This is a genomic window from Kitasatospora sp. NPDC041988 (genome assembly GCF_055588525.1).
The window spans coordinates 128,184-148,198 of the sequence record NZ_JBVJCO010000019.1; the positions used below are offsets into that span (position 1 = coordinate 128,184).

The 20,015-nt window shown below is 73.7% G+C and carries 23 protein-coding genes; 13 read left to right on the top strand and 10 right to left on the bottom strand.

All coding sequences use genetic code 11. The annotated features are described in order from the left end of the window. Positions 1-66: 66 nt before the first annotated feature. Positions 67-717 (bottom strand): HAD family hydrolase, encoded by a 651-nt coding sequence (locus ACZ6NC_RS20545; RefSeq protein WP_465734704.1) that lies wholly within the window; start codon positions 715-717, stop codon positions 67-69. A gap of 18 nt (positions 718-735) precedes the next feature. Further along, positions 736-1,674 carry a MerR family transcriptional regulator gene (locus ACZ6NC_RS20550; RefSeq protein ID WP_465734706.1) on the bottom strand — a complete coding sequence of 313 codons (939 nt, stop codon included), beginning with the start codon at positions 1,672-1,674 and terminating at the stop codon, positions 736-738. 200 nt (positions 1,675-1,874) lie between these two features. On the opposite strand from ACZ6NC_RS20550, the gene ACZ6NC_RS20555 reads away from it, so the two are divergent. Next, entirely contained in the window at positions 1,875-2,387 is a 513-nt protein-coding gene (locus tag ACZ6NC_RS20555) for a hypothetical protein (protein ID WP_465734708.1), read from the top strand. Positions 2,388-2,475: 88 nt separating this feature from the next. Here ACZ6NC_RS20555 and ACZ6NC_RS20560 read toward each other — a convergent pair whose 3' ends face one another. Then, complete coding sequence (locus ACZ6NC_RS20560) at positions 2,476-3,501, bottom strand: RNA polymerase subunit sigma-70 (RefSeq protein ID WP_465734767.1); 1,026 nt, start codon at positions 3,499-3,501, stop codon at positions 2,476-2,478. Between the two features lie 100 nt (positions 3,502-3,601). On the opposite strand from ACZ6NC_RS20560, the gene ACZ6NC_RS20565 reads away from it, so the two are divergent. Further along, complete coding sequence (locus tag ACZ6NC_RS20565; RefSeq protein ID WP_465734710.1) at positions 3,602-4,090, top strand: SgcJ/EcaC family oxidoreductase; 489 nt, start codon at positions 3,602-3,604, stop codon at positions 4,088-4,090. Between the two features lie 74 nt (positions 4,091-4,164). Next, positions 4,165-4,800 (top strand): response regulator transcription factor, encoded by a 636-nt coding sequence (locus tag ACZ6NC_RS20570; protein ID WP_465734712.1) that lies wholly within the window; start codon positions 4,165-4,167, stop codon positions 4,798-4,800. A gap of 62 nt (positions 4,801-4,862) precedes the next feature. On the opposite strand, the gene ACZ6NC_RS20575 is transcribed toward ACZ6NC_RS20570, so the two are convergent. Beyond that, positions 4,863-5,735, bottom strand: a complete 873-nt coding sequence (locus ACZ6NC_RS20575; protein ID WP_465734714.1) for a transglutaminase family protein — start codon at positions 5,733-5,735, stop codon at positions 4,863-4,865. Between the two features lie 125 nt (positions 5,736-5,860). Further along, positions 5,861-6,904: a GNAT family N-acetyltransferase gene (locus tag ACZ6NC_RS20580; protein ID WP_465734716.1), complete on the bottom strand. Its 1,044-nt coding sequence runs from the start codon at positions 6,902-6,904 to the stop codon at positions 5,861-5,863. Positions 6,905-7,036: 132 nt separating this feature from the next. On the opposite strand from ACZ6NC_RS20580, the gene fdxA reads away from it, so the two are divergent. Together fdxA and dapC are read left to right on the top strand one after the other, a co-directional pair. Then, positions 7,037-7,363, top strand: coding sequence for a ferredoxin (gene fdxA, locus ACZ6NC_RS20585; RefSeq protein WP_030061559.1), 327 nt, complete (start codon positions 7,037-7,039; stop codon positions 7,361-7,363). Positions 7,364-7,383: 20 nt separating this feature from the next. After that, positions 7,384-8,544, top strand: coding sequence for a succinyldiaminopimelate transaminase (gene dapC / locus ACZ6NC_RS20590; RefSeq protein ID WP_465734718.1), 1,161 nt, complete (start codon positions 7,384-7,386; stop codon positions 8,542-8,544). 69 nt (positions 8,545-8,613) lie between these two features. Here dapC and ACZ6NC_RS20595 read toward each other — a convergent pair whose 3' ends face one another. Together ACZ6NC_RS20595 and ACZ6NC_RS20600 are read right to left on the bottom strand one after the other, a co-directional pair. Further along, the gene (locus ACZ6NC_RS20595; RefSeq protein ID WP_465734720.1) at positions 8,614-9,390 is read right to left on the bottom strand and encodes a hypothetical protein; all 777 of its coding nucleotides are present in this window, start codon (positions 9,388-9,390) and stop codon (positions 8,614-8,616) included. A 391-nt stretch (positions 9,391-9,781) separates the two neighbouring features. Beyond that, on the bottom strand, positions 9,782-10,813 hold the full coding sequence (locus tag ACZ6NC_RS20600) for a VldE C-terminal domain-containing protein (RefSeq protein ID WP_465734722.1): 1,032 nt from the start codon (positions 10,811-10,813) through the stop codon (positions 9,782-9,784). Between the two features lie 140 nt (positions 10,814-10,953). Here ACZ6NC_RS20600 and dapE point away from each other — a divergent pair, with 140 nt between their 5' ends. Continuing rightward, entirely contained in the window at positions 10,954-12,027 is a 1,074-nt protein-coding gene (gene dapE / locus ACZ6NC_RS20605) for a succinyl-diaminopimelate desuccinylase (protein ID WP_465734724.1), read from the top strand. A 111-nt stretch (positions 12,028-12,138) separates the two neighbouring features. Then, positions 12,139-12,948 carry an LOG family protein gene (locus tag ACZ6NC_RS20610; RefSeq protein ID WP_465734726.1) on the top strand — a complete coding sequence of 270 codons (810 nt, stop codon included), beginning with the start codon at positions 12,139-12,141 and terminating at the stop codon, positions 12,946-12,948. Positions 12,949-13,013: 65 nt separating this feature from the next. Here ACZ6NC_RS20610 and folP read toward each other — a convergent pair whose 3' ends face one another. Further along, positions 13,014-13,826 carry a dihydropteroate synthase gene (gene folP / locus ACZ6NC_RS20615; RefSeq protein WP_465734769.1) on the bottom strand — a complete coding sequence of 271 codons (813 nt, stop codon included), beginning with the start codon at positions 13,824-13,826 and terminating at the stop codon, positions 13,014-13,016. A 157-nt stretch (positions 13,827-13,983) separates the two neighbouring features. Here folP and ACZ6NC_RS20620 point away from each other — a divergent pair, with 157 nt between their 5' ends. Next, positions 13,984-14,403, top strand: coding sequence for a DivIVA domain-containing protein (locus tag ACZ6NC_RS20620; RefSeq protein WP_465734728.1), 420 nt, complete (start codon positions 13,984-13,986; stop codon positions 14,401-14,403). Further along, on the top strand, positions 14,400-14,987 hold the full coding sequence (locus ACZ6NC_RS20625; protein ID WP_465734729.1) for a DNA-3-methyladenine glycosylase I: 588 nt from the start codon (positions 14,400-14,402) through the stop codon (positions 14,985-14,987). The genes ACZ6NC_RS20620 and ACZ6NC_RS20625 overlap by 4 nt, the downstream gene beginning before the upstream one ends. Here ACZ6NC_RS20625 and ACZ6NC_RS20630 read toward each other — a convergent pair. Continuing rightward, positions 14,984-15,784, bottom strand: a complete 801-nt coding sequence (locus ACZ6NC_RS20630) for an enoyl-CoA hydratase-related protein (RefSeq protein ID WP_465734731.1) — start codon at positions 15,782-15,784, stop codon at positions 14,984-14,986. The two genes, ACZ6NC_RS20625 and ACZ6NC_RS20630, sit on opposite strands and share 4 nt — an antisense overlap. A 297-nt stretch (positions 15,785-16,081) precedes the next feature. On the opposite strand from ACZ6NC_RS20630, the gene ACZ6NC_RS20635 reads away from it, so the two are divergent. Then, complete coding sequence (locus tag ACZ6NC_RS20635) at positions 16,082-16,249, top strand: DUF3117 domain-containing protein (RefSeq protein ID WP_014137929.1); 168 nt, start codon at positions 16,082-16,084, stop codon at positions 16,247-16,249. 121 nt (positions 16,250-16,370) lie between these two features. On the opposite strand, the gene ACZ6NC_RS20640 is transcribed toward ACZ6NC_RS20635, so the two are convergent. After that, positions 16,371-16,979 (bottom strand): O-methyltransferase, encoded by a 609-nt coding sequence (locus ACZ6NC_RS20640; RefSeq protein WP_241002579.1) that lies wholly within the window; start codon positions 16,977-16,979, stop codon positions 16,371-16,373. Between the two features lie 355 nt (positions 16,980-17,334). On the opposite strand from ACZ6NC_RS20640, the gene sigE reads away from it, so the two are divergent. The 3 genes from sigE (at position 17,335) to ACZ6NC_RS20655 (ending at position 19,667) form a co-directional block, all read left to right on the top strand. Then, on the top strand, positions 17,335-18,069 hold the full coding sequence (gene sigE / locus ACZ6NC_RS20645) for an RNA polymerase sigma factor SigE (protein WP_396320950.1): 735 nt from the start codon (positions 17,335-17,337) through the stop codon (positions 18,067-18,069). Then, positions 18,066-19,088, top strand: coding sequence for an anti-sigma factor family protein (locus ACZ6NC_RS20650; RefSeq protein ID WP_465734733.1), 1,023 nt, complete (start codon positions 18,066-18,068; stop codon positions 19,086-19,088). Before sigE ends, ACZ6NC_RS20650 begins: the two co-directional genes overlap by 4 nt. 132 nt (positions 19,089-19,220) lie before the next feature. After that, entirely contained in the window at positions 19,221-19,667 is a 447-nt protein-coding gene (locus tag ACZ6NC_RS20655) for a sec-independent translocase (RefSeq protein ID WP_465734735.1), read from the top strand. Positions 19,668-20,015 lie beyond the last annotated feature (348 nt).

The window sequence follows — 20,015 nt, forward strand, 5'->3', positions numbered from 1 at the left end:
TCGTCCGACCAGCGGTGGACGAGAGCTGACCGAGTAGGAGTCGACCAGGCCGACCTCCTACTCCGCTCACCCTCCCGCGAGCAGCTCCGGCAGCTTGCGCATGTCGTGGAACACCACCGTTCCCGGGCCCTCCAGCAGCTCGGCCGCCGTCAGGCCGCCCGCGTAGCCGAAGGCGCGCATGCCGGCGGCGCGGGCGGCCTGGACGCCGGGGCGGCTGTCCTCGACCACCGCGCAGGCGGCCGGGTCGACGCCCATCTGCCGGGCGGCGTGCAGGAAGAGGTCCGGGGCGGGCTTGCCGTGGGTGACCTCGGTGGCGCTGTAGATGCGGCCGGCGAAGCGCTCGTAGAGGCCGGTGCGGCCCAAGGTGTGGCGCATCTTCTCGTGCGAGCCGCTCGATGCGACGCAGGTCGGCAGGTCGATCACGTCGAGAGCCTCGGGCAGTCCCTCGACCGCCTCCAGCCGGGTGTCCACCTCTTCCTGGTGGCGTTGCTCGAACCGCTCGCACCAGAGCGCTGCTGTCTCCGCGCCGAGCCGCTCCGCGATCTGCGCGCCGATCGACACCTGGGAGCGCCCGATGAACCGTTCGACGACTTCGGCCTCGGTGAGCGGCCACCCCAACTCGGCGCCCAGCGCGGCCTGGACGCGGGCAGCGATTCGTTCGCTGTCGACGAGCACACCGTCGCAGTCGAATATCACGAGTTCTATCGGCTTGATCATTCCCGCAGCCTAGAACGCTCAGGCGTCGTGGGCCCGCAGCGCCTGGGTGAACCACTTGAACACCTCGGCCAGGCTCTCCGGCACCGGCCAGCCGTTGATCACCGAGAGCAGCTGCCAGTACCGCTCCGCGCGGGGGTCGTCGGCGGTCTCCAACCGGTCTAGCAGCCACCGCCGCAGCTCCGCGTCGTCCGGCCGGCCGAAGGTCTCGGCGTACTGCCGGGTCAGCGAGGCGAGCACTGCGGAAGCCCCCGGTGAGTCCGGCGCGACACCGGCCGCCAGCGCTGCCCCGATCTCGGAGCGCACGGCCTCGGTGAGCGCGTGGTGCAGCCCGCCGGGATCGCCCGCAGCCCGCTCGGCGGCCTGCTGCTCGGCCATCCGCCGTACGGAGGCGCGGAACTGTGGCTCCTGGACCAGTTCGCCCAGCTCCACCCAGGCCTCGACCTGTTCGGCGCTGGGCTCGTCGGGCAACTCGGGCATGGCCGAGCGCATCATCGCGACGAACTCCGGGTTGGCGTCCAGGCCGCCGAACGCCTCGTCGATGAAGTCGCCGATCAGGCGCCGCCGTTCGGCGTCGGACAGTTTGGCGAGCTTGTGCATGAGTCTCATCTCCTCAGGGGTGGAGCCGCGTTCGGCGACCGCCCGCAGCACCGCGCGCCGCAGCCGGAGCGTGCGGATCTGCACGTCCAGCGCCTCGGCGTGGGCGGCGGCGACCTCCCGCAGCGGGGTCTCCCGCTCCAGTACCCGCCGGATCGCGGCCAGGTCGAGGCCCAGCTCGCGCAGCGTCCGGACCAGGTCGAGCCGGGCCAGGGCATGGACGTCGAAGCGGCGGTACCCGGACGGCGTCCGGTCGGCGGGCGGGACGAGGCCCTCGTCGGCGTAGAACCGGATGGTCTTGACCGTCAGGCCGGTCCGCCGGGCCAGGTCGCCGATCGAGTACTGCAACGTGCGGTCGTCCATGGCTCCACTTTCGCGTCTCCCCCCACGGGAGACTCAAGCGGATTCGCCGGACGAACGAGCCGACGTCCGGGCGGGCGGCGACCACGGCGAAGAGTGTCCGCCGGCCGGTCGGCGAAGACGGGCCCGGGCACCCTTTTTTGACGGTACCGGCCCGGTGAGCGATCTTGTCTCCGGCGGCCGGACATTCATAGGCTGACCCGATGGGCCTTTTCGACGCATTGACCGGTACCAAGCACCCCGGCAGCGGTGTCGCACCGCGTTCCGCCGGGGATGTCCGGGCGGCGCTGCTCGGGCTCAACGGGCCCGACGTGCCGTACGTCGTGCGCAACGGCACTGCTTCCGAGGGCGCCGACCTGGTGGCGGAATGGCGGATCAGGGATCCTGCCTGGCGTACCTTCTTCGCCCGGACCCAGCCGGACCGGGCCGTCCGGACCCGGATGCGTCTGGTGCCGGCGAACCACGAAGTCCGCGCGCTCGACGAGCAGCTGGAGGTCACGTGGGTCGGCGACACGCCGAGGCCGGCGCCGTCGCGCGAATACTCCCGCGGGCAGGTGACCGGGGTTTCGCGAGAGTGGAAGGTCGAGCGCGGGGCTGACGGCCGTCTGCGGACGACCGAGGTGTTCCGCTTCGACCCCGCGGAGATGAAGGACCCCTTGCGGGATGCGGTTCTCGGCGCGGGGTGGACGTGGCGCGGGGCGATCTTCAAGCTGTGACCGGCCGGCGGGACACGAGCCGGGCGAAGGACGCCAAGGCGGCTTCGGGTTCTTCGGCACCGGCTCACCGGCATGCCCTCGGTCGTGGTCAGCGGGCAGAGGTGCGACCCCCGGAAGGACCAGGAGCGGTTGCCGGCAGGCCGAAGACCGCGAACACCTCCCGATCCTGGAACACCGTGAGCCGGCTGACCAGCCCGCCCGTGACCGTGAACACCTGGAGCGTGTGCAGCCGGTACACGCCGTCCGCATCCCGGGCGTAGGCCGCCACCGCCGGCTGGCCGTTGGCCGTGACCGGCTCCATCCGCCAGTCGGTGCCGCGCATCGCGTACACCCGGGCGATGAAGCCGGTGTACGCGGCGCGGCCGGTGTACCAGTTGGTGAACGGCGGCATCTCCAGCACCACGTCGTCCGCCAGCAGCCCGGCCAGGGCGGTGAGGTCGGCGGCCCGGAAGGCGGCCACGTACCGGTCGACCACCGCGCGGGCGCCGGGCTCGGCCGGCTCGGTGATCTCCTCCTCGCGCAGCCCGGCCGCGGCGAGGCCGGCGCGGGCCCGCTGGAGGGCGCTGTTCACGGCGGCGGCCGTCAGGCCGAGCGCGGCGGCCGCCTCGGCGGCGGGGAAGCCCAGCACGTCGCGCAGGATCAGGACCGCGCGCTGGCGGGCCGGCAGCACCTGCATGGCGGCGACCAGGGCGAGCCGCAGCCCGCCGTCGGAGAGCGGGTCGGCGGCCGGGTCACCGGCCGGGGCACCAGGCCGGGCCGGGGCGTCCGGGAACGGCTGCAGCCAGGGCACCTCGTCCGCGCGGACCAGCGGCTCGTCCGGCGAGGCGCCCGGCCGGCCGCCCAGCCCGGACGGCAGCGGGCGCCGGGTGCGCTGGTCGAGCGCGGTGAGGCAGACGTTGGTGGCGATCCGGTAGAGCCAGGTGCGGGGGGAGGCACGCTCGGGGTCGTACCGGTCGTGGGCGCGCCAGGCCCGCAGCAGCGTCTCCTGTACCTGGTCCTCGGCGTCGTGCACCGAGCCGAGCATCCGGTAGCAGTACGCGAGCAGCTCGCGAAGGTACGGGTCGGTGGCCCGCGTGAACTCCTCGGCCGTCCTCATGGCTGCCCCCGAAGAAATCTCTTGCCGCCGAAGCGATGAATCCGGCCCGGCTCACCGGTACGTACCGGTGAGCCATCTGCCGGCCGGCCGGTGGCACAGCCTACGAGAGGACCCCGACATGACGACCACCGACACGGTTCCGACCGACGACGCCGTCCCGACCACCGACGCCGTCACGACCGACGACGCCGTCCCGACCACCGACGCCGTCACGACCGACGAGCGGGCCGTCCTCGCGGTGCTGGACGGCGTGTACGCCGCGTGGAGCGACAACGACGCCGACGCCTTCGTCACCGGGTACACCGAGGACGCCACCTCCACCCTCTCCGGCTCCCACCGCGTGGGCCGGACGGAGATCCGGGACCGGATGGCCGCCGGCTTCGCGGGCCCGCTCAAGGGCTCCCGGGTGGTGGACGAGGTGCAGAGCGTGCGCTTCCCGGCTGTCGGCACCGCCCTGGTGGTCAGCCGCAGCGCGGTGGTCCTGGCGGGAGAGCGGCAGGTGCCCGACGACCGTTGGGTGCTGGCCACCTGGACGCTGGTCCGCCGCGACGGCCGCTGGCTGGTGGCGGCGTACCACAACTGCCCGGAGACGGCCCCGGCCCGGTAGCGGGGCGGCCGGAGGCCGGTGCCGGAGCGGCGGCCCGGCTCCGGCCCGACCGGGCACTACTAGGGTCAGATCCCATGACTGAGATTCAGAACGATGCCGACCCGTCCGTCCGGGTGCTTCTGGCGGAGGATCAGGGCATGGTCCGGGAGGCGCTGGCCGCGCTGCTCGGGCTGGAGGGGGACATCGACGTCGTCGCACAGGTGGGCCGGGGCGACGAGGTGGTGGCGGCGGCGGTCGCCAACGACGTGCAGGTCGCGGTGCTGGACATCGAGATGCCCGGGATGACCGGCATCGAGGCGGCGGCGCTGCTGAGGAAGGAGCGGCCGCAGACCAAGGTGGTGATCGCGACCACCTTCGGTCGGCCCGGCTACCTGCGGCGGGCGATGGAGTCCGGTGCGGACGCCTTCCTGGTGAAGGACGCCCCGGCGTCCGAGCTGGCCCAGGCGATCCGCCGGGTGCTGCGCGGCGAGCGGGTGATCGACCCGGTGCTGGCCGCCGCGGCGCTCGCCGAGGGGGCCAACCCGCTGACCGCCCGCGAGCGGGACGTGCTGGCGGCCGCCTCGGACGGCGCGGTGAACGCGGACATCGCCCGGCGGCTGCACCTGTCCGAGGGGACGGTGCGCAACTACCTGTCGATGGCGATCCAGAAGACCGAGGCCCGCAACCGCACCGAGGCGGTCCGGATCGCCCGTGAGAAGGGCTGGCTGTAGGAGCCCGCGCGAGGGGCGTGTCCGACAGTTCCGTGCGCCAGGCGGGAATCGTCGGAAACGCCTTAGTTCAGTCGGTGCCGGGCCGCCCGGGCGTCGAGGCGGACCCGGGCGGCGGTGTCCGGGTCGAAGGCGTCCAGGATCTCCGCGTACGCGTCCATCTCGGCCGAGCCGGCGAGGAAGTCGCCGGTGCGGACCAGCAGCTCGGCCCGCTCCAGGCGGAGCTGGGCCGGGTGGCGGGGGAGGAGCAGGGCGAGTTCGGTGGCCCAGAGCTGGCTGCGGGCGTGCTCGGGGCGGTCGGCGGCCCAGGCCCGGATGTTGCCCAGTACCCGGTGGACGATGTCCAGGGGTTGTGCGGGGGTGAGCAGTTCGGGCGTGAACGGGTGGCCGGTCCGGCCGGCCAGGGCGGCCGCGTCCTCCGGGTCGAGCAGCCGCCCGCCGTGGAACGGGTCGGCGAGGACATACTCCTCGCCGCCGCCCGGGCCGCCGACCGCGACGATGAAGTGGCCGGGCAGGGCGACGCCGTGGACGGTCAGCCCGGCCCGCCGGGCGACGGCCGTCCAGACCAGCGAGAGCATGATCGGCAGCCCGCGCCGCCGCCGCAGCACCTCCGGCAGCAGTGAGGACTCCAGCCGCCGGTAGTCGGACTGCCGCCCGTGGAACCGCTCGCGCCCGCCCAGGACGGCGGCCAGCAGCGCGGCGGTCTCCTCCGGCCCGGCCGGCGCGCGCTCGGCGACGGCCAGCCGGACGGCGGCGGCGTGCCGCTCCAGCGCGGCCTCGCAGGCGGCCAGCAGGGCCTCCAGGGTGGGCGGGTCCTGTGGGTCGTCGGGGTCCGGGGCGGGGGTGTGCTCGGCGGCGGCGAGCAGGCAGAGCAGCACCGGATCGGGGTGCTCGGCCCGGGCCTCGGTCCGGAAGCGTGCTCTGCTCTGCTCGGTCACGGTGGCTGCGACGGCTTTCGTACGACGGGCGGACAACAGACGGTCGGACAACGGGGGGACGGACAACAGACGGGCGGACAGACGGGCGGACAGACGGACAGGCGGGCGAAGCCCCCGGGGGAGTCCTACCCCTGGGGAAGGCGGGCGTAGTGGTAAGTGTGACTGGTCGTGAAGCCAAGTCCGTCATAAAGCGCGATCGCACCGTCGTTCTCCGCCTCGACCTGGAGGTACGCGCCGGTGGCGCCCTCCTCGGCGGCCCGGGCGGCGAGCACGGCCATCACCGCGGTGGCCAGGCCCTGGCGGCGGGCCCACGGCACGACCTCGATCGCGCTGAGGCCCGCCCACGCGCCGTCGATGACACAGCGCCCGATGGCGAGGACGGGTGGCGTCCCGTCGCCTTCGGTTTCGCAGCCGTAGGTGTCGTGGACGGTCGCGAACCAGACCGAAGGGCCGCCGTGGATCACCGCGCGGGCGGCCTCCCCGACGGCCGGGGCGTCGGTGACCCGCCGGTACAGCGACATCCAGTCGTTGTCGGCGGTTCGCGCGAGCCGCACCCGGTCCCGGCCGGCCTTGTCGCCGAGCTTCGTCAGCGGCGCCAGCTCCGCCACCCGCACCAGGGTCGGCGAGTACGTCGCGCCCAGCCGGTCCAGCTCGGCCCGCAGCGCCTCGGGCGAGCCGGGCGTGGAGACCTCGACCCAGGCCGGCAGCCCGCGCGCCGCGTACCACTCCCGGACGGCGGTCAGCGCGGCCGGCAGCGGCAGCCCGGGGTCGCCGAGCGCCTGGACGGAGTTGGCCCGGCGGGTGAACCCGGCCGAGGCGCGCAGCGTCCACGCGCCGAGCGGCTCCTGTTCGACGGCGGGCCAGCCGTGGGCGGCGATCCGCTGGAGCTCGACCGGCGCGGTGGCCGGCATGGGGGCGCGCCGGGCCGGGAAGAGCGGTACCACCTTGCCCGCGACCAGCAGTTTCTCGTCGAAGGAGACCGGATCGCCGCTGCGCGGGACGACCGTCAGCCCATGATCGTCCCACGATGTGAGCACGCCGATCGCATCCCGGAACACCGGCCGACCGTCCACGAACTCCGTGACACGCCGGACGGACACGCGTCGTCCCACGTCAGAGCGATCTATCCGGACCTCCGGGCGATCCTGGACCGGTCCTCCAGCCGCCATCTGGGCACCTCCTGTGCATTTGCTGTCTCCGACCCGCGATACTAGGGGCGGGCATCGACGACGCCGCGCTCACCCGCGCACGCGAGCAGAACAGAATGGGCCGCCAGGGCCCTTCCGAGGAGGAACGACAGCGTGACCTACGTCATCGCGCAGCCTTGTGTCGACGTCAAGGACAAGGCGTGCATCGAAGAGTGCCCGGTTGACTGCATCTACGAGGGCGAGCGATCGCTCTACATCCACCCGGATGAGTGTGTCGACTGTGGCGCTTGCGAGCCGGTCTGCCCGGTCGAGGCGATCTTCTACGAGGACGACACTCCGGAGGAGTGGAAGGACTACTACAAGGCGAACGTCGAGTTCTTCGACGACCTCGGTTCGCCCGGTGGTGCCTCGAAGCTCGGCCTGATCGAGCGCGACCACCCGTTCATCGCCGCTCTGCCGCCGCAGAACGCCGACCACTGACGATCGGTGGCAACTGAGCTGTGAGCACCAACGACAGCACGCACGCGCCGTTCCCGGGCCACCCGGGGGCGGCGCGCCGCGTTTCCGACCTCCTGCCGGTCTTCCCCTGGGACAAGCTGGAGCCGTACAAGCGGACCGCGCTCGCCCACCCCGGCGGGCTCTGCGACTTCTCCGTGGGCACGCCGGTGGACCCGGTCCCCGAGGTGATCCAGAAGGCGCTGGCCGCCGCCACCGACACCCCCGGGTACCCGACGGTCTGGGGCCCGGTGGAGCTGCGCGAGGCGATCGCCGGCTGGCTGCGCCGCCGGGTCGGCGCCGAGATCGGCCCGCAGGCCGTCCTGCCGACCGTCGGCTCCAAGGAGCTGGTGGCCTGGCTGCCGACCCAGCTCGGCCTCGGCGCCGGCGACCAGGTCGCCTACCCGCGCCTCGCCTACCCGACCTACGAGGTGGGCGCGCGGCTCTGCGGCGCCGAGCCGGTCGAGTACGACTCCGTGGACGAGCTGGACGGTTCGAGGGTGCGCCTGCTCTGGGTCAACTCGCCCTCCAACCCGACCGGCCGGGTGCTCGGCAAGGACGAGCTGCGCCGCGCGGTGGAGTGGGCTCGGGAGCACCGGGCGCTGCTGGTCAGCGACGAGTGCTACCTGGAGCTGGGCTGGGAGGCCGACCCGGTCTCCGTCCTGCACCCGGACGTCTGCGGCGGCCCCGACGACGGAAGGCAGCACGAGGGCCTGCTGGCCGTCCACTCCCTCTCCAAGCGCTCCAACCTGGCCGGTTACCGTGCCTCCTTCGTGGCGGGCGACCCGGTGGTGGTCAGGGAGCTGCTGGAGGTGCGCAAGCACGGCGGCATGATCGTGCCGGCGCCGGTCCAGGCGGCGACGATCGCGGCGCTGGCGGACGACGCGCACGTGGCCGAGCAGCGCGAGCGGTACGCGGCGCGGCGCTCGGCGCTGCGGGCGGCGCTGGAGGCGTACGGGTTCCGGGTGGAGCACTCGGAGGCGAGCCTGTACCTGTGGGCGACCCAGGACCGGCCGTGCTGGGAGACGGTGGCCGAACTGGCCGGGCTGGGCATCCTGGTGGCGCCCGGTGACTTCTACGGGCCGGCCGGCGAGCGGTTCGTCCGGGTCGCGTTCACCGCGACCGACGAGCGGGTCGCGGCGGCCGTGGAGCGGCTGCGCGGCTGAGCACCCGCACAGTGAAGGGGGCCGGCGTCCGGGACGGGACGCCGGCCCCCTTCGTGTCAGGACGGGGGATCAGCCGATCGGCAGGCCGCCGAGGCCGCCGCCACCGATGCCGCCGAGCAGGCCGGTGATCGGGGAGAGGCCGGACAGCGGGGAGTTCGGGCCGAGGTCGGCGCCGCCGAGGCGGTTGGCCGAGCCGTGCTCGGCCAGGCCCAGCACGTCGGCGCCGGGCAGGGCGGAGGTGGCCTCGGCCGGCAGCGCACGGCCCAGCGCGCCGAGCGGCAGCGCGTCGGTGACGACGTTGGCGCCGGGGACGGCGCCGGTGAGCGCCCCGGTGCCGGGCAGACCCTGGGTCAGGCCGGCGGTCTGGGAGAGCCCGCCGACGGGGTTGGCGCCGGCCCCGGCGCTGCGGCCGGCCGCGCCGTGGCCGCCGGTGACGGCCTCGCCGAGCTTGCCGGCCAGCGCGGACGCGACCTTCGGGGTGATGGCGGAGAGCTGGCCGGTGGTGGCGGCGGTCTTGTCGACGGGGGCGGTCAGCGAGCCGGCCTTCTCGTTCGCCTCGGGGAGCTGGTGGGCGACGATGTTGCCGGTGGCGTCGGCGGTGGCCGGGACGCCCGCGGCGACGGTGGCGGCGCCGGTGTCACCGGCGGCCTGGCCCAGCTCGTGGGTGGTGTGCTGCAGGGTGGACCCCGCGTCGGTGTTGGTCAGCTGGCCCAGCGGGGCGGCCAGGTCGGACTTGGGCAGCAGGGCGTCGGCGGCGGACGCGGAGCCGGCCGCGACCAGCGGGGTCGCGCCGGCCGCCACGAGCAGCGCGGCCTGGGCGATCCGGCGCGTGAGGGGGTGAGACATGGGGCTCCTCGAAGGGTCTGGGTCCGTCCCGTCCGCCGGGCGGACGAGGTTATTACCGCTTGAGAAGCCAGAAGGTTTCGGCCGGAGCAAGGAAAAGGACCGGCCGACGATCGGATCGTATGTGCGACGCCGGGGTGCGACGGCCGGCCTGCCGGCGGGGCGGAGACGGTGCGGGCCAAGGGCAGAGACGGTTCTGCACCCCGCCTGCCGCAACAGGGCTATCGTCCACCGAAGTTGACCGCAATCACCCGTTCAGCGGCAACCCGGACACCAGTGCGTCAGCGCCCGGCGACCACCGTCCGCCGCGCCACCGCGGGCGGCTGCGGCGACGCCACCGCCGTCCGCGTTCCCGTGTCTCCGCGGGCCGCCGCGCCCGCACCGCCGCAGGCCGCTACGCCTTCGCCGGCGCCGCCAGCGAGACCAGCACCAGCTTGGTCGAGGTACCGGTCGGCTGCGGCTTCCAGCCGTCCTCGGACTTGGCCTTGCGCCAGATCTTCCCGTCGTACGCGACCGTCTCGATGCCCAGCTGCTGGGCCTGCGTCACCGCCCAGTGCGCCACCGCCCAGCCGTTCTGCCGCTCGGCGTCCGGGCCGGCGTCGGTGCTGGCGGCCGGGTCCGGGGTGAGCGAGACGGCGCTCTCGGCGCCCTTGATGGAGGAGCTGTAGCCGGTGGCCGGCGCCACCGTCCGGCCGAACTCGCGGCGCACCCGGTCGCTCAGCACCTGCGCCCGGTCCGGCCGCCCGGCCGGGGTGGCGGAGGCCGCGGCGGCGGGGACGGCCGAGGCGGCCGGCGAGGCGGTGTCCTCCTCCGGCTCCGGCGCGGCGAAGTCGTGCACCACACAGTTGAGCGAGGCCGGCTCGCGGCCGGTCAGCGCGGAGGCCAGCAGGGTCGCCTTGGTCTCGTGCTTGGCGTAGGCCTGCGGGTAGCCGCTCTTCTGCACCTGCTGGGCCGCGTCGGTCAGCGGCAGCCGGGTGTAGCCGGGGACCTTGACCAGGCCGTCCAGGAACTTGTTGGTCGCGTAGACCGGGTCCATGATCTGCTCCGCCGTGCCCCAGCCCTGCGAGGGCCGCTGTTGGAACAGTCCGACCGAGTCCCGGTCGCCGCCGGACAGGTTGCGGATCTTGGACTCCTGCATCGCCGTCGCCAGCGAGATGGTCACCGCCCGGTCCGGGAGGCCGCGTGCGTGCGCGACGGCGGCGATCGTCGCCGCGTTGGCCGCCTGCGGCACCTCCAGGGTGCCCTCGCCGGCCGGCGTCTTCACCGCGCAGCCCTCGGGGGTCAGCAGCTTCTGGTCGCGCAGCCAGAACAGGCCCACCGCGACGACCGCGAGCACCAGCAGTCCGATCAGTACCGCGCGCAGCGGCCTGCGGCGCCGCCCGGGCGTCGCGTCGCCGCCCTGCTCGCCGCTCTTCTTCCTGGCCACCGCCGCCCCTCTCCACCGTGCATCTGATCCGACACCGTACCCACTCGGACGGATGTGCGGCGCCCACGGTTCTCGGATTCGCGGCCGCACCCGCCCGCAGTTCACGGCCGGAGCCGCCCGCGGGACTAGGCTGGACGACCATGAGCAGCCCGAAGACGCCCCTGGACCTCACCCTCGACGGCGGTGCGCTGACCGCCCGGCTCGTCGACTTCCCGTCGGTCAGCGGCGACGAGCAGGCGCTTGCCGACGCGGTGGAGGCCGCCCTGCGCGCCTACCCGCACCTCACCGTCGACCGGTACGGCAACAACGTGGTCGCCCGGACCAGCCTGGGCCGCGCCGAGCGCGTCCTGCTCGCCGGCCACCTGGACACCGTGCCGATCGCCGACAACCTGCCGTCCTACGTCGAGGGCGACCTGCTCTACGGCTGCGGCACCTCCGACATGAAGTCCGGTGTGGCCGTCCAGCTCCGGCTGGCCGCCACCCTGACCGAGCCCAACCGCGACCTCACCTACGTCTTCTACGACTGCGAGGAGGTGGAGGCCCACCGCAACGGCCTCGGCCACCTCGCCGCCGCGCACCCGGACTGGCTGGCCGCCGACTTCGCCGTGCTGATGGAGCCCAGCGGGGCCACCGTCGAGGGCGGCTGCCAGGGCACCCTGCGGGTGCAGATCCGGCTGACCGGTGTGCGCGCCCACGCGGCCCGCAGCTGGCTCGGCGACAACGCCATCCACCACGCCGCCGAGGTGCTCGGCCGGCTCACCGCGTACCGGCCGCGCCGGGTGGAGATCGACGGCCTGGAGTACCGCGAGGGCCTGAACGCCGTCCGCATCGACGGCGGCGTGGCCGGCAACGTCATCCCCGACGAGTGCGTGGTGACGGTCAACTTCCGCTATGCGCCGGACCGCAGCGAGGCGGACGCCGAGAAGCACGTCCGGGAGGTCTTCGACGGCTTCGAGCTGACCGTCACCGATTCCTCCCCGGGCGCGCTGCCCGGCCTCTCCCAGCCCGCCGCGCAGGCCTTCCTGGCCGCGACCGGCGGCGTCGCCCGCGCCAAGTTCGGCTGGACCGACGTCGCCCGCTTCAGCGCGCTCGGCGTCCCCGCGGTCAACTACGGCCCCGGTGACCCGAACCTGGCGCACAAGCGGGACGAGCACTGTTCGCTCTCCGCCATCGCCGAGACCGAGGACCGGCTCCGCGCCTGGCTGACCGGCTGACCGGTCCGATGGGCGGGCCGGAGGATCAACAGCCGAATGCCATCTTCCGGTCGCCCAACCGACCTTCCACCGTTGCCTGAAAACCGGGATCAACGGGCGTAGGGTTTCGTCATGACAGGCACTGGAGACGAAAAGCACTACGGTCACGGTCCCGAGCGGGTGGGCGAGCCGCGCCCGAAGAAGGCATGGCCCGAGAAGCAGAAGGGCCCGGTGCTGGTGCGCCGGGACCAGGTCGGCGAAAGCACGACGGACCAGCGCCTGCTGGACACCACCGGCCCGACCGACTGGCTCCACACCGACCCGTGGCGGGTGCTGCGGATCACCTCCGAGTTCGTCGAGGGCTTCGGCGCACTCGCCGAACTCCCGCCCGCGATCAGCGTCTTCGGCTCGGCCCGGACCTCGGTCGACTCGCCCGAGTACGCGGCCGGCGTGGCCATCGGCCGGGCGCTGGCCGAGGCCGGCTACGCGGTGATCACCGGCGGCGGCCCGGGCGCGATGGAGGCGGCCAACCGCGGGGCCTCGGACGCCGGTGGCCTGAGCGTCGGCCTCGGCATCGAGCTGCCCTTCGAGCAGGGGCTCAACGAGTTCGTCGACCTCGGGCTGAACTTCCGTTACTTCTTCGTCCGAAAGACGATGTTCGTGAAGTACGCGCAGGGCTTCGTGGTGCTGCCCGGCGGCCTCGGCACCCTGGACGAGCTGTTCGAGGCGCTGACCCTGGTCCAGACGAAGAAGGTCACCCGGTTCCCGGTGATCCTGTTCGGCAGCGAGTACTGGGGCGGCCTGGTCGACTGGCTGAAGAACACCCTGGTCGCGCAGGGCAAGGCGGCCCCGCACGACCTCGAGCTGTTCCACATCACCGACGACATCGACGAGGTCATGAAGATCCTCGCCGACGCCCGCCGGCCGGCCAACGAGATCTGACAACGAGATCCGGCGCCGCCCCACGCGAGCGGCCCGGAGGCGAGCCGAGCGCCTGGAAGAGCGGCCTACGCCAGCCCCCGGCGGGCCACCGCCGGGGGGCGGGTGCCCCGGATCGAGGCGACCATGTCCAGCACCTGCCGGGTCTCCGCCACCTGGTGCGCCCGGTAGACCTGCGCGCCCAGCCAGGCCGAGACGGCGGTGGTGGCCAGCGTGCCGAGCAGGCGCTCGTCCACCGGCTTGTCCAGCGTCTCGCCGACGAAGTCCTTGTTGGAGAGCGAGACCAGCACCGGGAACCCGGTCGCGGTCATCTCCGGCAGCCGCCGGGTCGCCTCCAGCGAGTGCCGGGTGTTCTTGCCGAAGTCGTGCCCCGGGTCGATGATCACCGCGTCCCGTCGCACGCCCAGCCCCACCGCCCGCTCGGCGAGCCCGACGGTCACCCGCAGGATGTCCGCCATCACGTCCTCGTAGCCGACCCGGTGCGGCCGGGTGCGCGGCTCGGCGCCGCCCGCGTGGGTGCAGACCAGGCCGACGTCGTGCCGGGCGGCCACCTCGGCGAGCTTCGGGTCCACTCCGCCCCAGGCGTCGTTCAGCAGGTCCGCGCCGGCCTCGCAGACCGCCTCGCCGACCTCGTGACGCCAGGTGTCCACGCTGATCACGGCCTCGGGGTGGCGCTTGCGCAGCTCCGCCACGAACGGCACGGTGCGGCGCAGCTCCTCCTCGACCGTGACCTCGTCGCCCGGCCCGGCCTTCACCCCGCCGATGTCCAGGATCGCGGCGCCCTCGGCCATCGCGCGGTCGGCTGCGGCGAACGCGGCCTCGTCGGCGAAGGTGGCGCCCCTGTCGAAGAACGAATCCGGGGTACGGTTGACGATCGCCATGATCACCAGCTCGTCGTCACCGAATTCCCGTGGTCCCAGGCGCAGTGCCACCGATGTCTCCTCCACAGCTGCTGCGGGTGCGATGATGGCCCCCGGCCTCTCGGGAACCATGATCCCACCAGTACGGGGGCCGGCCGGGAAGTCGGGAGGACAGCACGTGTTCTGGGTGATCGTGGTGGCCATGGCCGTGGTGGTCGGCGGCGCCGCGCTGGTGGCGCTCGGAGGGGGCGGCTCGCTGCCGGAGGCGGTGCAGGACCGGATCGCCGCCCGGCTGCCGCAGGACCGTCCGCTGAGCCAGGACGACGTGGACGGCATCCGCCTGCCGATGGCCGTCCGCGGCTACCGGATGGACGAGGTGGACGACGTCCTCGACCGCTTGGGCGCCGAACTCGCCTACCGGGATGCCCGGATCGCCGAGCTGGAGGCCGTCGCCACGGTGCGCGGCGCCGTCGAGGCGACCGACGGCCCGGACGCCGGCGCCGAACCGCTGCCCGGCCTGGAGGAGTTCGCCAAGGTGGTCGAGCCGGCGAGCCTCACCAAGCACCCCGAGGACGCCAGGCCGGCGGCGGACCAGTGAGCGCGGACGGCGCCGTGACCGGCCCGGACGGCCTGCGCCGCTGCGCCTGGGGCGACTCCACGGACGACTACCGGGTCTACCACGACACCGAGTGGGGCCGCCCGGTGCACGGCGACGACGCGCTGTTCGAGCGGGTCTGCCTGGAGGCATTCCAGTCCGGCCTGTCCTGGATCACCATCCTCCGCCGCCGCGAGGGCTTCCGGTCCGCGTTCGCCGGCTTCGAGATCGACAAGGTCGCCGAGTTCGGTCCGGCGGACGTCGAGCGGCTGCTCGGCGACACCGGGATCATCCGCAACCGCGCCAAGATCGAGGCGTCCATCGCCAACGCCAAGGTCGCCCGCGAACTCGACGGCGGCCTGGACGCGTTGATCTGGCAGTACGCCGGTGACCCGGACCGGCCGGCCCCCCGCAGCCTGGCCGAGGTGCCGGCCGTCACGCCCGAGTCGACAGCGCTGGCGAAGGCGCTCAAGAAGGCGGGCTTCCGCTTCGTCGGCCCGACCACCGCCTACGCCCTGATGCAGGCCTGCGGCCTGGTCGACGACCACCTGGCGGACTGCCACGTCCGCCAGGCGCTCAAGCCCTAACGGCCCAGGTACTTCGGCTTCTCCTTGGCGATGAAGGCGCGGACCGCGATCCGGTGGTCCTCGCTCTCGCCCGCCAGGGTCTGCAGCTCGTCCTCCTTGTCGAGCAGCTCGTCCAGCGAGTGCGAGGCGCCGTACGCCAGCGACTCCTTGAGCGCGCCGAGCGCCACTGTCGGGCCCTCGGCCAGCTCCTTGGCGAAGACCCGCGCGGTGGCGGCCAGCTCGGCGGCCGGCACGACCTTGGTGGCCAGGCCCAGCTCCATCGCCTCGGTGGCCTTCACCGTGCGCGGCAGCATCAGCAGCTCGGTCGCCTTGGCGTGCCCGACCAGCCGGGGCAGCGTCCAGGAGGCGCCCGAGTCGGCGGTCAGCGCGATCCCGGCGAAGGCGGTGTTGAAGCCGGCCGTGTCCGCGATGATCCGGAAGTCGCAGGCGAAGGCCAGCGAGGCGCCCGCGCCCGCCGCCACGCCGCCGACGGCCGCCACGGTCGGCTTGCGCATCCCGGCCAGCGCCCGCATCAGCGGGTTGTAGTGCTCGGCGACGGTCTTCAGCGCGCCCTCGCCGGTCTCCTCGGCCCGCTTCAGCAGGCCCAGGTGCTCCTTGAGGTCCTGCCCGACGCAGAAGGCCCGCTCGCCGGCCCCGGTCAGCAGCACCGCCCGCACCGCCCGGTCCTCGGCGGCGGCGGCCACGGTGTCCCGCAGCGCCACCTTGGTGGCGACGTCCAGGGCGTTCATCGCCTCCGGACGGTTGATGGTGATGACGGCCAGGCCGCCGTCCAGCTCGTACAGCACGGAATCGGACATGGGTGAGGGGCTCCCTTGTGATCGTCACGGGTCGGTCGTGTGTCAGGATGCCGGAGCACACGGCCGGGTGGGGAGTGTGAGGTATCGCACCTTTCGGTGGCGTACGGACCGGCGCCGCGCCGGGGCTTATGCCGGGAAATGTGCCGCTTGAGGCCGGTCCGGCCCTGGTTGCACCGAGAGTGATGTTGGTCATCAGGCCGTGGCATGCGGGATAATGGCTTCCGATCAATGCGTTCGATACCGGCGGTGGACGGACTGCCGGTGCGTAGCTGAGCGGTTGCAGGAAGGGGAACGAGCATGGCGGCCATGAAGCCGCGGACGGGTGACGGCCCGCTCGAAGTCACCAAAGAGGGGCGGGGCATCATCATGCGCGTTCCGCTCGAAGGCGGCGGACGCCTTGTGGTGGAGCTCACGCCTGACGAGGCCGACGCCCTCGGCGAGGCCCTGAAGAAGGCCTGCGGCTGACCGCAGCGGGTGCTCGCCATCTCCTTGAGATGTGCTGCCGGGCCCGGGTACGACGATTGCGTCGGCCCGGGCCCTGTGGTTTCCGGGGTCCGCTGCCGTCCCCGGGCCCGGCCCGGGGCCCTCAGCGCTTCACGGCGCAGAGCAGCCCGTCCGAGACCGGCAGCAGCGCCGGCAGCAGCGACTCGCTCTCCCGGACGTCCCGGACCAGGTCGCGCACCGCGTGGGTCTGCGGGTCCTGGAGCTCCGGCTCGGCCAGTCGGCCCTCCTGGAAGACGCCTTCGAAGCAGACCATCCCGCCGGGCCGCAGCAGCCGCATCGACTCCGACAGGTACTCCCGGGACTCCGCCGGGTCCCCGTCGCAGAAGACCAGGTCGTACTGGCCGTCCGCGAGCCGGGGCAGCACCTCCAGCGCCCGGCCCGGTATGAACCGCGACCGGTTGGCCGCGAACCCGGCCGCCTGGTAGGCCTCCCGGGCCAGCTGCTGGCGGACCGGCTCGGAGTCCACCGTGGTGAGCACGCCGTCCGGCCGCATCCCGCGCAGCAGGTAGACCCCGGAGACGCCCGTCCCGGTGCCGATCTCGGCCACCGCCTTGGCGTCCAGCGCCGCCGCCAGCAGGCGCAGACAGGCCCCGCCGCTCGGTCCGATCGCCTTGATGCCGGTCCGCGCGGACTGTGCCCGGGCGTACGTCAGCACCGCATCCTCGCCGACATAGGTGTCGGCGAGGGCCACGCGGGCGGGCCCGAACTCGCTGATGGCTGCCTCTTTCGGAGCCCCGGGCGGTGGCCCGGCGCGGAGCGGATGTCGAAGCGGATGTCGATATTTCCTGCCACAGATTACTGGCCGGGCGGGAACCGCGTACGGCGGCGGGCCGTTGGGTGGAGCAGGGACCGGGTGAGCCGACATCCCCGGGCCCGTATCCGGGCTTGACGGCCCCGGGCACTTTTATCCGGGCTTGACGGGTGAGGTGGATATGGTGGTGGCCCTGCTGGGCAGAAGAGCCGACCGAGGAGGTGTGGCCGAGGGCGACGTCCCTGTGCGGCGGCACATCCGCAGCACCACGTCGGCCCGTACGCCGAAGCCCGTGATGAACCAGCCTGCGCACTCCCCCCTGGACCAGCCGGCCGCCGCGACGCCGGCCGCCGGTACCACCGAGGCCCCCGCCGCCCTCGCGAGCTTCGCCGAGGGTCCCGACGCGCAGACCTGGACTCCGCCCACGTGGGAGGAGATCGTCGAGGCCCACAGCGCCCGCGTCTACCGCCTCGCCTACCGCCTGACGGGCAACCAGCACGACGCCGAGGACCTCACCCAGGAGGTCTTCGTCCGGGTGTTCCGTTCGTTGTCGACCTACACCCCCGGCACGTTCGAGGGCTGGTTGCACCGGATCACCACCAACCTCTTCCTGGACATGGTCCGCCGCCGCCAGCGCATCCGCTTCGACGCGCTCGGCGAGGACGCGGCCGAGCGGCTGGCCTCCCGCGAGCCCAGCCCGGCCCAGCACTTCAGCGACACCCACTTCGACGCCGACATCCAGCAGGCGCTGGACACGCTGGCCCCCGAGTTCCGTGCCGCCGTGGTGCTCTGCGACATCGAGGGCCTCTCCTACGAGGAGATCGCGGCCACGCTCGGCGTCAAGCTCGGCACCGTTCGCAGCCGGATCCACCGCGGCCGCTCGCACCTGCGCGCCGCGCTCAAGCACCGCGCTCCCGGCGCGGCCCCCGGCCGCGAGCGCCGGGGTGGCTCCGAGGAGCCGGTGCCGGTCGGCGTCGCCGCCGGCGAGGCCCCCGGAGCGCCGGGCGGGCGCGGACGGAGGCGATCGTGAGCGGAACCGGCCGGTCAGGGTCGGGCCGGCCGGACGCGACCGGCAAGGCCGCCAACCGCCGGGGCGGCTGGCCCCAGCTGGGCCGCCGCGGCCAGGACGGCACCGACGTGCCCGTGCCGTCGTCCGCCGCCCTGCCGGGTGAGCCCGCGCTGCGCGCGGTCGCCGTCCGGCCCACCGAGCACGCCGAGGAACACCACCTCGGGGAGCGGCTCTCCGCCTTCGTCGACGGCGAGCTCGGCCACGACTCGCGCGACCGCGTCCAGGCCCACCTGGCGACCTGCCCGCAGTGCCTCGCCGAGGCCGACGAGGGCCGCGCCGTCAAGCACCTGCTGACCCGTACCGACACGCCCGGTCCGTCCTCGGGGCTGATGGCCCGGCTGATGGCCGTGGGCGCCCTCCCGGACGACCTTTCGGACGAGCGGCCGCCGGCCGCCGACCGGCCGCGCCGGGACGACGACGACCTGCCCGGCGGCGGCCTCCCCGCGGCGGGGGGCACGCTCGGCGGCAGCCGGCTGAACGGCGGTTCCTTCGGCCGCGGCGCCGGCGCCTCCTTCGGCGCGGGCGCGCTCGGCGCCGACGCTCCGGTGCCGGGCATCGACCCCCGGGCGTTCGGGCGCGGCGGATCGGTGCTGCGCCCGCTGATGGGCCGGCGAAGCAGCCGCCTCGAGGCCTCCGCCCACCCCGGGCCGGCCGCCACGAGCCCCGCCGTCGTCCGGCAGGTCCCGCCGCGCGGGCGCCGGTTCGTCTTCGCCGCCGCCGGGGCCTTCTCGGTCGCCGCGGTGACGCTCGGCGGTGTCGGCGGCTTCACCGCGCAGAGCGAGGACCAGCACGGCACCTCGGTCAGCCCGGCGGTCGGCGGCACCGGCCGCAGCGGCGGGCTGGTCCCGATGACCGCGCAGGTCCCGGTGGACTTCCCGGTCCGCCCGGTGGCGGCCACCCGCGGCGCGACCCCGCCGTACGACGGTCCGGACCGCACTCCCAGCTCCGGCCTGGCAGGTCTGCACCACGAGACCCGTTAGGGCACCCCGGGGTCACCTCGGCCACGGCCATCGGCGGGTCTTCACCACGGCTTCATCACACCGTGGGCCCTGGAACCGCCGGTGGCCATTACGCTGTTAGGAACCGTTGTCCGACGAGCTGAGGGAGCTTAGGTGTTCAGCGACGTAGGCGGACTGGAGATCCTGACCCTGGTCATCATGGCCATCGTGATCTTCGGTCCGGACAAGCTGCCGAAGCTGATCCAGGACACCATGGGCTTCATCCGCAAGGTCCGGTCCTTCGCCGACAGCGCGAAGGAGGACATCCGCAGCGAGCTCGGCCCGGAGTTCAAGGACTTCGAGTTCGAGGACCTCCACCCCAAGACCTTCGTCCGCAAGCAGCTCATGGGCGGCAACGAGGACCCGCTGGGCCTCAAGGAGATGCGGGACTCCCTCGACATCCGCTCGGTGCTGGACGACAAGCCCGCCGCCACGGTGAACGGCCACGGCCGCACCGGCACGGTCAGCATGGACAAGTCCGCCGCCGCCCCGGCGGCCGCCTCCTCGGGCGCTCCGCTCCAGGCCGGCGAGCGTCCCCCGTTCGACCCCGACGCCACGTAGCCCGCCCGCTCACCTCCGCCTGCTCGCCTCTGGGCGTTCGGAGCGGGTGCCGACGGCCGGCGCTCCGATGCCGCTCGTTCCTCACGGCTTCCTCGCTCGCCCTCCTTGCCCGCCGTCGGGCAGGCGGGGCCCACCCTTTCGGCACCCGGCGTGCCCTTCGGCCCGGGGCGGGGACGCGTCCGCACGACGACACCACCGCCCCGCCCGGCCGCACGGCTGAGCGGGGCGGCGGCGTCCGCGCCGCTATTGTGCTGATTGTTCCCGCTGTGCCGTCGGTCACTTCCGGTCCCCTGCGGACCGAAGACGCACGGCGGAGACGCCGCGGTACGCCACGATGGGAGCGCGCAG

Coding starts and splice junctions, on each gene's coding strand:
- ACZ6NC_RS20545 (WP_465734704.1), bottom strand. CDS start 717: ATGATCAAGCCGATAGAACTCGTGATATTCGACTGCGACGGTGTGCTC.
- ACZ6NC_RS20550 (WP_465734706.1), bottom strand. CDS start 1,674: ATGGACGACCGCACGTTGCAGTACTCGATCGGCGACCTGGCCCGGCGG.
- ACZ6NC_RS20555 (WP_465734708.1), top strand. CDS start 1,875: ATGGGCCTTTTCGACGCATTGACCGGTACCAAGCACCCCGGCAGCGGT.
- ACZ6NC_RS20565 (WP_465734710.1), top strand. CDS start 3,602: ATGACGACCACCGACACGGTTCCGACCGACGACGCCGTCCCGACCACC.
- ACZ6NC_RS20570 (WP_465734712.1), top strand. CDS start 4,165: ATGACTGAGATTCAGAACGATGCCGACCCGTCCGTCCGGGTGCTTCTG.
- ACZ6NC_RS20580 (WP_465734716.1), bottom strand. CDS start 6,904: ATGGCGGCTGGAGGACCGGTCCAGGATCGCCCGGAGGTCCGGATAGAT.
- ACZ6NC_RS20595 (WP_465734720.1), bottom strand. CDS start 9,390: ATGTCTCACCCCCTCACGCGCCGGATCGCCCAGGCCGCGCTGCTCGTG.
- dapE (WP_465734724.1), top strand. CDS start 10,954: ATGAGCAGCCCGAAGACGCCCCTGGACCTCACCCTCGACGGCGGTGCG.
- ACZ6NC_RS20610 (WP_465734726.1), top strand. CDS start 12,139: ATGACAGGCACTGGAGACGAAAAGCACTACGGTCACGGTCCCGAGCGG.
- folP (WP_465734769.1), bottom strand. CDS start 13,826: ATGGCGATCGTCAACCGTACCCCGGATTCGTTCTTCGACAGGGGCGCC.
- ACZ6NC_RS20630 (WP_465734731.1), bottom strand. CDS start 15,784: ATGTCCGATTCCGTGCTGTACGAGCTGGACGGCGGCCTGGCCGTCATC.
- ACZ6NC_RS20635 (WP_014137929.1), top strand. CDS start 16,082: ATGGCGGCCATGAAGCCGCGGACGGGTGACGGCCCGCTCGAAGTCACC.
- sigE (WP_396320950.1), top strand. CDS start 17,335: ATGAACCAGCCTGCGCACTCCCCCCTGGACCAGCCGGCCGCCGCGACG.